Here is a 12,174-nt window from a genome sequence, read left to right on the forward strand (position 1 = left end):
CTGTCTCCAGGGGCGGGGATTATTGTCCTGCCATAAGAAGGTTTATGATGTGTTCGGTTCCAGCCGAACGATGCCTGCTGATTTTATATGTTTTAATGACCTCAAAATGCGTAAGGTGCCGCATGCGGTACCCGTTTGTGTGCGGGGGTCGCCCATCCCCGGTTGACGCCCCGGATGACGCGCCCCGCAAGCCCGGAGGCAACAGGATGTACACATTCTGCGCACTTAAACGTGTGCTTCTCCTGCCTCCGTGGACAGAAACTGGAGGAAAACGAAATGAACGGAAAAACTGGAATGCGGGTATTCTCCTTGCTCACGGCGCTGCTGCTGGTGGGCGTGGGGGTTGTGTCTGCGGTGAGCGCCCAGGATGTCACAGGGACCCTTCCCGCAGATAGCAGCGAGCCGGTCCTGGTCATCGGGGATTCTATGGATGTACTCATCACGGGTACTACATCGGTATCCGATATGCGAGCATCCGGAATCAACGCTCCAGAAGAGCTGAACATCCCGAAGGGCATTACCCGGTACGATCTCGTGACGTTCGATCATGCTGCACTGAACAAGCAGATACGGGGCGTACTCCCCCTCCAGATCCATGGCAAGGAGTACCAGGCCGAACTGCACAGGATGGATTTTGAGCAGATCGACGACGGCATCGACTCGTACGAGGGGGTGATCGTCGGCGTTGGCGGGAGCGATGTTCTCCTGACGACCGGGGAAAACGCCCTTGTCGGGAGTGTAACCTTCGGTAACGAAACATTCTGGATCACCCCGGTCGAGTCGCGAGCGCGCGCAAAGGGAGAAGCATCGCCTCTGCATGTCATCTACAGCTCTCAGGATATTGAAAATCCTGAAAAATGGAGTCTTATCGACTACGGGACGCTCACGCCCCCGGAAGGATACACTCCGATCGAAGTTCCCGAGAATCTGGAATCTTCCATGAGAGAACTCCAGGACCAGTATGCCACGGTCAATCTGCTGGTGGTTACCGATAACCAGTTCTACCAGGATCAGGACAACTGGAAAACAGTCGCTCAGGATATCGTAGCCGAAGCGAACCGGCAGTTTGACCGGGACGATATTAGGGTGACGCTCTGTGTAATGGCGTATACCGATTCAAAGCGGGTTCAACTCTCAAACCATTCTAACATCACGAGCAACCCCGTTGTTGCGGTCCAAGCGATCTATCCGAACACCGACCTTGATCTCTGGGCCGCAGATATTGCACTGTATGTTGGTGGTTACGATGCAGACGGTTCTGCACAGGGGGCTACTTACGGCTACTACCCATATCATCATCGGCATGCCTGGGCTCAGATGGTCCCTGACGACATCTTGTACCTGGGTACCACACACGGCCGCAGGTGCGTGAGCATCCATGAACTGGGGCACCTCTTTGATGCTGGTCACCAGGAGCTGGATGAAAACCGGACGATCCCGTCTTACCGTAGGGCCTACCAGTGGTATCAACCGTTTTCTCCTCCCCTCAACCTCAAGAATACCGTGACATACAGTTACTTCAATGAGTTGATGAGTACCACTGAATTTTCATCGGACGACTACCACGGGGATGCCGATCACGACAACGCAAGGAGAATCCGGGAGACGAAATGGACAGTTGCGAACTATCACTCCTGATGGGAGCCGATGCGAGTCTCACCCCTACCACCTTTTTAAATTGTTACCGGGTGGTTTGGTGGTACAGAAACCCCGGGCAGCATGTGTCAGAAAAGAAGAATGGGGGCCGCCGGAAGGATCCGGGGCGTTCTCTTTCTGGCAGGATCGGGCGAAAGAGATAAAAGAGGTCACATGAAATCGAAACATGACAGACGTTTGGTTATCGAGGGGGTTCTGGCGTTCATCGGCGTCATCCTCCTCGTTGCGATGGTTGTGCTCATGTGCACCGCCCTCTTCAACTGGCTCGAAGCAAGCGGTGGATCCCCGAGATTGGACGTCTGGGAGATCAGGGGCGAACTGCCGCCGGAAAATGCATCGATCATCCACCTGACCGAGAAAGACTTCGAGCAGCACCCGGCGCTCGACTCCGCAATCCGGGGCGACAACCGGGGTCCCGGACCCTGGTATTCGGGAGACACACCGTACGGTGTCCTCGACGAGCGAACGATTGGGAGCGCTCCGGTGACATACCTAGAACGGGAAGTACTTATCGAGTCGTTTGGTCCCGATGTCGAGGCGAGAAACCAGCCGTACATCGAATACGAGGGTGCGTATTACTACTTTCTCATCCTGATCCCCTAAAATCGGGTCAAAACAGGTGCTATTGGAATGGAAGAAGATAAAAATCCGAAATCAAGAAACCGGCTCAAAACGGCGGCCCTCGTCGTCGCCTGTGGTCTTGCCGGCGTCATCGCCATCGCGCTCGGCCTCATGCTCGCCGACGCCCTCATCATTTACGCTCACGAGAGTTCTGGGGAACAGCCGATGTTCTACGTTATGGAGAGAGCGGAGCCGGGGGGGAGCGTGATCGTTCCCCTGACTGAGCAGGACTTCGAACAGCACCCCGAACTCGCCGCAGTCATCCGGGGTGAGGAGCGGAACCCCTCGGCGTGGGAGTGGGGCTACCGGGATCAACGTGTCATCGGGGGAACTAAGGTCTCGTACACGGAGAGCAAGGCGCTCCATGATGCCTACGGTCCCCGAGAGGGGAGGGGGCTGTACCCGCTCATGGAGTACGAGGGTGCGTATTACGTGGTCCTGACGACATGGCCCTGAAGGGGAGTCCCCGTCGCCCGTGCTCGATATGCATCGCCTCTTTCCACGGGGGAGGCAAGTCGGAGGAAGTGAACTGAACCACAACATCAGTCTGGGCGTCACCGCCTGGCCTCGGGCCACCCTATCCCGCTATTATCCGGCCTTAGAGGCCGACTGGGGGAAAATCTCGGGAGGTACCATTCTCCCCCCTCAGCGAAGAAAAGGTTTGGGTTTTTCTGTTCCGAACCGGTTCTCCAGAGATCGGGTGAGTGCATCCTTTCGGGCACATCCCCTGGCGGGGACGGGGGCACACTGCCGTGCGATCGCCCCACAATGAGAAGGTTTAAGATGATTTCGGAAAAAACCGAACGATGGCTGCTGATTTTATATATTCTAACGACTCAAAATCGCGTTGGGTGCCGCGTGCGGTACCCGTTTGTGTGCGGGGGTCGCCCATCCCCGGTCGACGCCCTGGATGACGCACCCCGCAAGCCCGGAGGCAAAGGGAACGTACGCATTCTGCGTACTTAAACGTGTGCCTCTTCTGCCTCCGGAAACCAAAACGAGCAAAGAGGTAGAAAACATGGAAAAAAGAATCGGAATGCGAGCTCTCTCTATGCTCTTGGCAGTAATGCTGGTGAGCGTGGTGGTGCCTGCAGTGAGTGCCTGGACGGAAAACGATCCGATCTGTATCGAAGATCAAGCCAAAATCCAGGGGTTATTCAAACCTATCGACGAAAACATCCGTGTGATTACCGCAGAGGATTTAATGGTGTCCGATCGTGCGAGTTCAGTGAGATGTTCTGAATTGTTATCGGAAATCATGGAGAAATATGACCAAAACCTTGAGGACATTATCTCTATTCTGGAGAAGACCACAGATGTTCAACCTGACGAGAAGGACCGAACCGTTCTGAAGGAAGTGATTGTCGGTGAGCATTTCAGACGAGTGTGTGACGAAATACTGATGGAACAGCGTGATCTTCGGGAGGAGGACGCTCTGATCGTCCAGCCGCAGATCCTTGGTGTTGCGGATTGTCAGGAAGATATGGACAAGATGCTTGCAGAAACAGACAGGTGGGATACGTTCATCCTGGCCCAGTGCTCGCCGGATGTGTACGGCGGAACCGGACTTGACGGTGCAAATCTACCTTACTCAGTAAATGGAGGCAATAACCTCTATGAAGTGGGTGTCTGGCCTGGCAGCCCGACCACATATCAGCTGCGCTATTATGACGAGGATCACCCGAGCCCGGTGACGGATATCGAGTACGATGCATTCAGGCTTTTATATTACGGGACTCTTGAAGACCGTGCCTTGTTTGATGTAACGGGCTCCCAGATCTACTTCAATTATTGTTGGAATGATGGTTACACATATGCCTGGCTCTACGGAATTCATGGGTATCAGTACAGGCCCAAGACCTCCGTGATCTACACCAGCAATATCTGGAACCATGATATCGACACTTACAACAGCAACCCGAATATCGGGCAGCTTGTCATGTCGGTACCCTACATTCAACAGTAATCTCTTTTTTAGTTTGAGTAAATGAGAAATTGGGAAAACAGGCTGTAATTATGGAGACCACAACCTTTCACTATCCCCGAAGAAGTGCAATGTATGCAATACTCATTCTTCTTTTAGCGCTAACCATACCGTTCTTTGCCGGATGCATTGACAGGGGGCATAGAGACCTCACTCTGGACACATGGGTCCTCAAGACCGATTCGGACGGATCCCTCCAGTGGACTGCGATCATTGACGGCGACCCAAACGGCAGAGGGCAGGCGATGATTCAGACCCGCGACGGCGGGTACGCAATCACGGGCACGGGAACGAACGCCGATGGGAACGGCCCGGTCCCCCGCATCGTTACTCTCGACGGAGACGGGAATGTCATATCAACCATGACCTTCGGTACGTCGCCGGATTACGGCAGCTCGCTGGTCGAGGCACCGGACGGCGGATACGTCGTTGCCACGTATTCTGGGTTTCTAACACGGGTGGATGAAAATGGGAACGCCCTCTGGAGCACGCCGCTCGGCGGGGGGAGCGACTGGTGGAAGGTCGTCGGGGCGCCGGACGGGGGGTATGCCGCAGCCGGGGATGCCAGGATCGTCAGGGTAGGCGAGGACGGGGAGATCGCATGGACTGCAGCGTTTGAAACCGACCGGAACGTCGGTACGATCGCCGCGGTACCCTTGAGAGGTTTCATCGCAGGAGGGACCGCCGGAGCGGATGTATGGGTTGCGAGACTCGATGCCGAGGGAAATACCGTCTGGGACGAGACGCTCGGGAGCAGGTCGCGCGATGAACTCTACGTTGTCCGCATCTCTCCTGCCGGAACCTACGATCTCGTCTATGGCACTGTCCTGGATGCAGGGAATGAAACGGCTGACGGGCGGTTTACGGAGACGACCGAAGCCTCTCTCGCCGCGGACGGCAGATTGATCGGGGAAAGACCGGTAAATGTCTCCCGGGTCATCGTCGCGACGGAAGACGGTGGATACGCATATGCCGGTTTTATCGTTCCCGAGTTTATCGGACTCCAACCGCTGAGCTATCCGGGCTCTTCCCTTCACGTCATCAGACTCGATGGCGAGGGAATGATCGCGTGGGATGCATCGTACGACATCGGGGATGATAGATCGGTCGTCTCGATCATTCGGACGTCGGACGACGGGTTTGCTGTCCTTGGGAGCGTATATGATTTCTGAGCGCTATACTCCGTATCAAACATTTTTACAACTCACCGGGGAGCACGAACCGATGATACCAACTGAAAGAAACCTCCAGACCCTCGCGGCGGTTGCCGCGTTCATCCTGCTGACCGTCGCCGCCGGATGCCTCGACCGGCCGCTGACCCCGGGCCATCGTACGCTGGAAGGGGACGTCTGGGTGCTGAAACTGGGCGATGCCGGGGACCGGGAGTGGTTCACCGTCATCGACAGCGGGAGGTTCGACGAAGCATTCTCCATCGTCGAGGTCCCCGGCGGCTACGCGATTGCCGGTTCGGTCTCGGATGCAGGCGAGTTTCATCCGACGCCGCGGGTTATCCTCCTCGATCGAGAAGGGGCGGTGACGTGGAATACGACCTACCCGACACCGGACGACCGCCGCGGGACGGGGATCGCACCTGCCGGTCCGGGAGGGTTCGCCGTCGCGGCCTCCCGCGGCCTCGTCATCCTGACGGACGCAGATGGGAGCGAGCGGCACCGCACGGACCTTGCCGCGGAGGGGGATTACTGGGCGATCGCACCCTCGGGTGCCGGAGGCTGGATCGCGGCTGGTGACGACCAGGTTGCGAGGATCGACGCTAACGGCAGCGTCGCCTGGCAGGAGCCGGCCGGGGGCGTGAGTCCGGTTTCACTCCCGATCATCGTCCCGGACCCGGCGGGAGGATGCCTCGTCGCCGGGGAAGCAGCAGGGGCGCCCGGAACCGTCATAGCGGCGAAGTTCGACGACCGGGGTGCACCGGTCTGGAACACGACGCTCCGGTGCGATCCTGGAGAGCGGTACCTCCTCTCGGCGGCCCGGCAGGACCCGGCCGGCGGCTACAGCCTGCTTGCCGGGTTCACGGGTGCGGAACCGGCGGGAGTTCTGGAGGTCTCGCTCGGCGAGGACGGGAGCATCCTCCGGCAGAACGCGATAAACGCCTCGGCTCCCGTAACCTGGACTCCTGACGGCGGGTACCTCTCGGCGGCTCTTGCCGGGAACGACTACGGCGGTGCCCTCCTCCGGGTGGAGAGGTTCGATGAGGACGGAGCCGCGTCATGGACGTCGAAACAGCGGCTGGACGAGTACAGCAGGGTCGTGGCCCTCATCCCGACGGCCGATGGCGGATCGGCGGTGCTTGGGATGTACATGAAGTACTGATGCGGGTGAGGGTACCGATTTCTGACGTGGAACCAATCCGGCAGGTCCGACGTGTAGACGCACGCCACAGAAATCGTTTATAGAAGAATGCCGAGATCCCTCTCAACCAATGAGGTGACCGGGTATGCAGGGAATCAAAGTACTCCTGATATTGGCGCTCATCCTCCCGGCGGGTTCCGCCGCCGCTCCAGCGCCCTCCACCGGGGGAACCACGAACTGGCTCGATACCTTCGACGAGTGGGCCGGGCCCCGGGACATGTCGATGTACAATCCGGTCATTGAAACTCCGCACAGGGTTCCGATCACTGAGGAGATCGCACGGCAGCACCCCGGCATGATCCTGCTCGATGAGAACGTGACGTTCCCCGACGCCGGGTGCGTGGTGGCGCCGGGGCTGCCGTCCGGCCCTGCGATGCACGTGGTCATGACCGATCCTGCGTACTTCAGCCCGGTTCCGCCTGCCTCGCGGCCGAACCTCACAAGCCTTCCGCCCCTCCGGAAGTACGACCTCGTGACCGCCGACCCGGCGGCGTTCGTCACCGACGCGGGTTCGGGGGGTCCGGTGACGCTCCGCCTCCCCGGCGGGGAGTTCGTGCTCGACCTCGAACCGGTGCCGGGCCCCGTTGCGGAAGGCGCCCGGGCCTTCGTCAGGAACGAGTCGGGCACGTTTGAAGTCGCCCTTCCTTCTACATGGCGCTTTGAGGGAACCGTCGCCGGCAAGCCCGGGAGTTCCGCCGCGTTCACCGTCGGCAGCGACGTGATCCTCGGGACGGTCCGGTGCGGCTCGACGTCGCTCGTCATCGGCCAGGCAGGGACGGTCGAGGTCGGCGGGGAGCAGAAGGTCGTGCATGTCATCTACGACGAACGGGACGTCATATCGGCATGCGGCCTGAGCAGGCTCATTAATCCTTCAGTGACCCTGATTGACGTTATGAGGGCGCTGAAGGCTTAGCGGCACAGGTGCGCCGACACACCTTGCCGGGCGACCCGACGTGTAGCTTCCCGGCACAGAAAAGATATGTAGAGGAACGTTGACGTCTCCATCGTGAATACCGGGATCGGTATCCCGGGACACACCGGCAGGTGAAGATCGATGAAAGATAGACAATTCATAAACGGTACCGGCCGGGGAGGGCTGATCTGCATCGCCCTGCTGCTCTTCATCCTGGCCGGCAGCGGTATAGCGTGCGCATCTCCGGGTGGAGAACCTCCGGCCGATGCGGGGGAGGGCCGGGAGGCCGTGCTGGCGGAGCCCGGAGATACGACGACGTATCACGGTTCCGAAAGTGCGTACAGCATCTTCTACAACCCCGTGCTCCTCGCGTGCGGCCTGGGAGCCGTGATCGTGCTCGCGGTAGGCTACTTCCTCATCCGGAGGTCCCGCGGGAAGGACGCACCGTGAGCGTGGCTCGGAGGTACGCTCCCCTGCCTCCAGGCACCTGAACGACTTTGGGAGCTGACTATGGATAAGGGAGGGGCCATTTCCAGGGTACCCGAAAGAACCGGGTATTCCGGGAATGGGATGTTTGATCCCGCCAATCCTCCGGCAGCAACCATGGAGGGCCGATGGACTCAAAGAAGATAATGGGAGTATTGTTGGGGCTTGCCGCCGTGCTCTCTGCAATCCTCTTCGCTTTCCCCCCGGTGAGTACGGATTGTGCCGGTGATGACGAAGCCGCACACGGCGGGATCGACCGGGTCTCCGGGTATGACCGGATGACCCGGATACTGCGAAACGACAGCGAGGTCCGGGATCTGGTCGAGGGAGGCTACATCTTCAAGGCCGGTGTATTCAACGAGACGGGAGAATCGGTGGCATTCATCAGTCTTCCCCCTCTCCGGCAGGCGGCGTCGGACTCCGGCCCTGCGGCACGGGAGAGTATCGAGTCCTATAGAGTGGTCACCGCCGTTACTGATGCCGGCGGCGAGACTGTCGGCCGGGAGAGCACCGTCAATACCACCGGCTGGGAGAACTACAAAATTATCCTCGACACACCCAACGGGACGGTATCATCCGTTGATCGGGTAGGACAACTACCCGAATGGATGAAACAGATCGATGTCACCGCTGTGCCGCGACGTTGACCGGAGCCCATGCGGGAGCGGGTAGGGTACCCCAACCGCACCAGGTCAGCCCGAATGGTTGTAATCCGGATGCCCCGGCCTTGCGGTTGCCGAAAAAAAGCGTCCGAGAAGAGATGCCCGGCGGGAGCGATTCTCTCTCGTCCCCCGCGCGCCGAACAACAACCCTTAAGAGCAACCCTACGAGAGTTACTATTCGAATGCTCGATCAGTTCAAGGGCTGCCTCCTCGGGGCCGCCATCGGGGACGCGCTCGGCATGGCGCGGGAGAGCACGCCGCCCGACTTCCAGCGCCTCCACGAAGGATACCGCCGTGCCTGGCGGGGGCACCCGAACACCGGGCTGAAACCCGGGCAGTTCACCGACGATACTCAGATGATGCTCCTTGTGGCGGAGATGCTCGCCGACGGCACATACTCCGAGAAGGCATACGCGACAGATCTTGCCCGGATGTACATGAACGAGGAACTTCGGTTCCCCGACGGCGCCGTGGACGCCGCGTGCCGCCACCTCCTTCTTTCCGGCGGCAAACCGGGGGGTGTCTCCTCCAACACCGCCGGCTGCACCGGGATCGCCGTCCCGTTCGGGCTTCTCTACGGCGACCCCATCGACGTCACCGAGCGGGTGGTCCAGGCCTGCAGCGTCACCCACACCCACCCGGCGGCGCATGCGGGAGCGGTCACCGTCGCGATGCTCGTCCACCACGCTGTCCGCGGCCGCTCCGACGCCCTCGAGCTCGCCGGGAAGCATGCCGCCCTCGAGGACGCCGCCCTCGGCAACAAAGTTCGCGACGCCACGAATCTTGCAAAAGAAGGAATCAGCCTCGAGAGCGCGCTCTCGGTGATAGGCAACGGCGTCACCGTCTACCAGACTGTGCCGCTCGCCCTCTTCCTGATCAGCCGGATCAAAGACGTCACGGCCCTCCTCACCACCGCCGCACATGTCGGGGGGAACACCGACACCATCACGCTCATCTGCGGTGCCTACGCCGGCGCGACCTACGGGAAATCCGCCCTCCCGCAGGATCTCCTCGATGGACTCGAGGGAAGAGACGAGATCGAGTCCGTGGCCGCCCGCCTCTACGAACGCTGCACCACAAAGCCGTGAACTACCCCGCGCTCTCGGGCGGGGCTTCCTGCTTCATGGCCAATACTTGCATCACAGAAACGTGATGTAGCGGTATTGGCTCCACAGCACGGGAAATCGAAGATTTCCCTGGCTGGGAAATGCTCTGCATTTCCACAGGCTCAAGGGGCTGTTCCATCCCCATGCGGTGGATATTCACCGCCGCATTGTAATCTCTATCGGCAACAAACCCACAATATGGGCAATCGTGGACTCTCACCGAGAGATCCTTCTTTACAATACTTCCACAGTTTGCGCACATCTGCGTCGTATTCCGGGGATCGACTTTGATGAGATTCGTACCGGCACTTTCAGCCTTGTACGAGAGGTAAGAATAGAATCGTCCCCATGACGCACTGTGGATACTTCTCCGGAGCCCGCGCGATTTGCCGTTCTCTGTCAGATACGTGATATTCAGGTCTTCGACGCAGATCGTTGCGTAGGTGTCAACATACTGACGGGAGAGTTTGTGCAGGAAATCGTTCTTCTGGTTCGTGATATGCTCATACGCCTCCTCCAGTTTTCTTTTTGTCTTCTTCCAATTTTTCGAGAACCGTTGTTTCCGGGCAATACTTTGCTGTAACTTCCTGATCCGGTCAAGTGAGTGCTCATAGAACCGTGGGTTCTCAATCACCGCGCCGTCACTACCGACCGCAAATGCGTTCAGACCAACATCGATCCCGACAGACCGCCCTTCACGCTTTGATTCAGAAGCCCCCCGCTCTGCCTGGATGATCACGTACCATCTATCACCAGAACGGGTGATCAGGACGCCCTTCACCTCCCCCGAGTATGTTCGGTGCATCTTGAATGGGACTGTCCCGATCTTCGAGAACGTGATCGAACTATGTCCACGGTCGATCTTGAACCCGGACTGGTTGTAGTTGAGTGTGCGGTACCGGGATGCACTCTTGAACCGGAGTTTGCCGATCGTGCGTCCTCTCTTCTTTGTCTGCGACAGAGCACGAAGGTTACTCCAGAGGGTGTGGTTCACCATCTGAAGCACTTTGGAGTACACGCCCTTTAGAAACGGGTTCTCCTCTTTCAGCGTGACGATCCGCGCCTGCATTCCTCGCATCGTCGGAGCGATCCCGGCCTCTCGTGCGGTAGTGCACTCTTCGAGGAGTTTATTGTAGAGCCACCGACAGGTATCGAGTGCGGTATTCAATCGCGCCTCAGCGGTTGCATCTGGATACGCTCGATACTTGTAGGAAATAAGCATAGACAACGAGAGAGTTTATCTGAAAGAAGATATACGTGATCCGTGCAGGGCGAAAGTGGAAGAAGGATGGCTCCGCTTTCATCCCCGGCCTAAAGGCCGGGAACTTCCCGCTTCGCCCCTTCAGCCCCAAAAGTTAAGATTCTATAAAAGACACCCTCTCTTATGGAAATTGCGATTATCGGTGCATCCGGATACACCGGTGGCGAGTTGATGCGGCTCCTGCTGCACCACCCGTCCGCGGATATCGTTGCCGCGACATCCCGGAACCTGGACGGCACCCCCGTCGCCTCGGTGCACCCCCATCTCCGAGGGCTGACCGATCTCGTCTTCCGGAACACCGAGGCCGGCGATATCGACGCTGACTTCGTCTTCCTCGCCGTCCCGCACACGGCGGCGATGAAGGTTGCCGGGACGCTTGCAGAGCGGGGGATCAGGACCGTCGACCTCTCGGCCGACTACCGTCTCCCGAAGGACGTCTACGAGAAGACCTACGGCGTGACCCACGAGGCCTACTTCGAGGCCCCCTACGGTCTCCCCGAACTCCACCGCGACGAGGTCCGCGGCGCCTCCTTCGTCGCGAACCCGGGCTGCTTCCCGACGGGGGCGACGCTTGCGGCGGCGCCGCTCGCGAAGTTCGCCCACACCATCATCTACGACTCAAAGACCGGGGTTTCGGGCGCGGGAACCTCCCCCTCCGCGACCACCCACTACCCGAACGTCGGCGACAACTTCAACGCCTACAAGTGGACGAGCCACCGCCACCTCGCGGAGATGAAGCAGGAGGCCGCCCGGCTCGGCTCGAACGCCCGGTGCTACTTCACGCCCCACCTCCTCCCGGTGAACCGGGGCATCCTCACGACGGCCCACATCCTCCTCAACGAGCCGACGGGGCAGGACGAGGTCGAGGCGCTCTATAAGAAGTTCTACGCCGACGAGTTCTTCGTCCGCTACCAGAAACCGACCCTCGCGGCCGTCCGCGGGACGAACTTCTGCGACGTCGCCGTCGAGAGCGAGGGCGACCGGGTCGTCGCGGTCTCGGCGATCGACAACCTGGTCAAGGGCGCGAGCGGCCAGGCGATCCAGAACATGAACCTGATGTGCGGGTTTGCGGAAGACACCGGTCTCCGCTCCGCCGGGATGTTCCCCTGAGGTGA

12 protein-coding genes are annotated in these 12,174 nt (G+C 59.3%); 11 read left to right on the plus strand and 1 reads right to left on the minus strand.

Going from position 1 to position 12,174, the window contains the following annotated elements:
- Window positions 1–276 precede the first annotated feature (276 nt).
- The 10 genes from FGW20_RS02215 (at window position 277) to FGW20_RS02260 (ending at window position 9,780) form a co-directional block, all read left to right on the plus strand.
- Window positions 277–1,638, plus strand: a complete 1,362-nt coding sequence (locus FGW20_RS02215; protein WP_161485897.1) for a hypothetical protein — start codon at window positions 277–279, stop codon at window positions 1,636–1,638.
- Window positions 1,639–1,809: 171 nt separating this feature from the next.
- Window positions 1,810–2,259 (plus strand): hypothetical protein, encoded by a 450-nt coding sequence (locus FGW20_RS02220; protein WP_048115122.1) that lies wholly within the window; start codon window positions 1,810–1,812, stop codon window positions 2,257–2,259.
- Between the two features lie 27 nt (window positions 2,260–2,286).
- Complete coding sequence (locus FGW20_RS02225; RefSeq protein ID WP_011842993.1) at window positions 2,287–2,733, plus strand: hypothetical protein; 447 nt, start codon at window positions 2,287–2,289, stop codon at window positions 2,731–2,733.
- Window positions 2,734–3,295: 562 nt separating this feature from the next.
- Window positions 3,296–4,243 carry a hypothetical protein gene (locus tag FGW20_RS02230; RefSeq protein ID WP_261596157.1) on the plus strand — a complete coding sequence of 316 codons (948 nt, stop codon included), beginning with the start codon at window positions 3,296–3,298 and terminating at the stop codon, window positions 4,241–4,243.
- A gap of 89 nt (window positions 4,244–4,332) precedes the next feature.
- The gene (locus tag FGW20_RS02235; RefSeq protein ID WP_301676476.1) at window positions 4,333–5,433 is read left to right on the plus strand and encodes a hypothetical protein; all 1,101 of its coding nucleotides are present in this window, start codon (window positions 4,333–4,335) and stop codon (window positions 5,431–5,433) included.
- A 52-nt stretch (window positions 5,434–5,485) separates the two neighbouring features.
- Window positions 5,486–6,592 (plus strand): PQQ-binding-like beta-propeller repeat protein, encoded by a 1,107-nt coding sequence (locus FGW20_RS02240; RefSeq protein ID WP_301676477.1) that lies wholly within the window; start codon window positions 5,486–5,488, stop codon window positions 6,590–6,592.
- A 124-nt stretch (window positions 6,593–6,716) separates the two neighbouring features.
- Window positions 6,717–7,544: a hypothetical protein gene (locus tag FGW20_RS02245; RefSeq protein WP_301676478.1), complete on the plus strand. Its 828-nt coding sequence runs from the start codon at window positions 6,717–6,719 to the stop codon at window positions 7,542–7,544.
- Window positions 7,545–7,685: 141 nt separating this feature from the next.
- Complete coding sequence (locus FGW20_RS02250) at window positions 7,686–7,994, plus strand: hypothetical protein (protein WP_301676479.1); 309 nt, start codon at window positions 7,686–7,688, stop codon at window positions 7,992–7,994.
- Window positions 7,995–8,158: 164 nt separating this feature from the next.
- A complete protein-coding gene (locus FGW20_RS02255) occupies window positions 8,159–8,677 on the plus strand; it encodes a hypothetical protein (RefSeq protein WP_301676480.1) in 519 nt (172 codons plus the stop codon).
- Window positions 8,678–8,874: 197 nt separating this feature from the next.
- Window positions 8,875–9,780, plus strand: coding sequence for an ADP-ribosylglycohydrolase family protein (locus FGW20_RS02260; RefSeq protein WP_301676481.1), 906 nt, complete (start codon window positions 8,875–8,877; stop codon window positions 9,778–9,780).
- Window position 9,781: 1 nt separating this feature from the next.
- Here FGW20_RS02260 and FGW20_RS02265 read toward each other — a convergent pair whose 3' ends face one another.
- Window positions 9,782–11,020, minus strand: coding sequence for an RNA-guided endonuclease InsQ/TnpB family protein (locus FGW20_RS02265; protein WP_301676482.1), 1,239 nt, complete (start codon window positions 11,018–11,020; stop codon window positions 9,782–9,784).
- Between the two features lie 162 nt (window positions 11,021–11,182).
- Here FGW20_RS02265 and argC point away from each other — a divergent pair, with 162 nt between their 5' ends.
- Entirely contained in the window at window positions 11,183–12,169 is a 987-nt protein-coding gene (gene argC, locus FGW20_RS02270) for an N-acetyl-gamma-glutamyl-phosphate reductase (RefSeq protein ID WP_301676483.1), read from the plus strand.
- The last annotated feature ends 5 nt before the right edge of the window (window positions 12,170–12,174 follow it).

The sequence above is a fragment of the Methanoculleus methanifontis genome (genome assembly GCF_030464365.1).
In the GTDB taxonomy this organism is placed as follows: Archaea; Halobacteriota; Methanomicrobia; order Methanomicrobiales; family Methanoculleaceae; genus Methanoculleus; species Methanoculleus methanifontis.

Bases quoted from the DNA above. Each gene is read 5' to 3' on its own strand.
- FGW20_RS02225 (WP_011842993.1), top strand. From the start codon at position 2,287: ATGGAAGAAGATAAAAATCCGAAATCAAGAAACCGGCTCAAAACGGCG.
- FGW20_RS02260 (WP_301676481.1), top strand. From the start codon at position 8,875: ATGCTCGATCAGTTCAAGGGCTGCCTCCTCGGGGCCGCCATCGGGGAC.
- FGW20_RS02230 (WP_261596157.1), top strand. From the start codon at position 3,296: ATGGAAAAAAGAATCGGAATGCGAGCTCTCTCTATGCTCTTGGCAGTA.
- FGW20_RS02220 (WP_048115122.1), top strand. From the start codon at position 1,810: ATGAAATCGAAACATGACAGACGTTTGGTTATCGAGGGGGTTCTGGCG.
- FGW20_RS02240 (WP_301676477.1), top strand. From the start codon at position 5,486: ATGATACCAACTGAAAGAAACCTCCAGACCCTCGCGGCGGTTGCCGCG.
- FGW20_RS02255 (WP_301676480.1), top strand. From the start codon at position 8,159: ATGGACTCAAAGAAGATAATGGGAGTATTGTTGGGGCTTGCCGCCGTG.
- FGW20_RS02265 (WP_301676482.1), bottom strand. From the start codon at position 11,020: ATGCTTATTTCCTACAAGTATCGAGCGTATCCAGATGCAACCGCTGAG.
- FGW20_RS02235 (WP_301676476.1), top strand. From the start codon at position 4,333: ATGTATGCAATACTCATTCTTCTTTTAGCGCTAACCATACCGTTCTTT.
- argC (WP_301676483.1), top strand. From the start codon at position 11,183: ATGGAAATTGCGATTATCGGTGCATCCGGATACACCGGTGGCGAGTTG.
- FGW20_RS02245 (WP_301676478.1), top strand. From the start codon at position 6,717: ATGCAGGGAATCAAAGTACTCCTGATATTGGCGCTCATCCTCCCGGCG.
- FGW20_RS02215 (WP_161485897.1), top strand. From the start codon at position 277: ATGAACGGAAAAACTGGAATGCGGGTATTCTCCTTGCTCACGGCGCTG.
- FGW20_RS02250 (WP_301676479.1), top strand. From the start codon at position 7,686: ATGAAAGATAGACAATTCATAAACGGTACCGGCCGGGGAGGGCTGATC.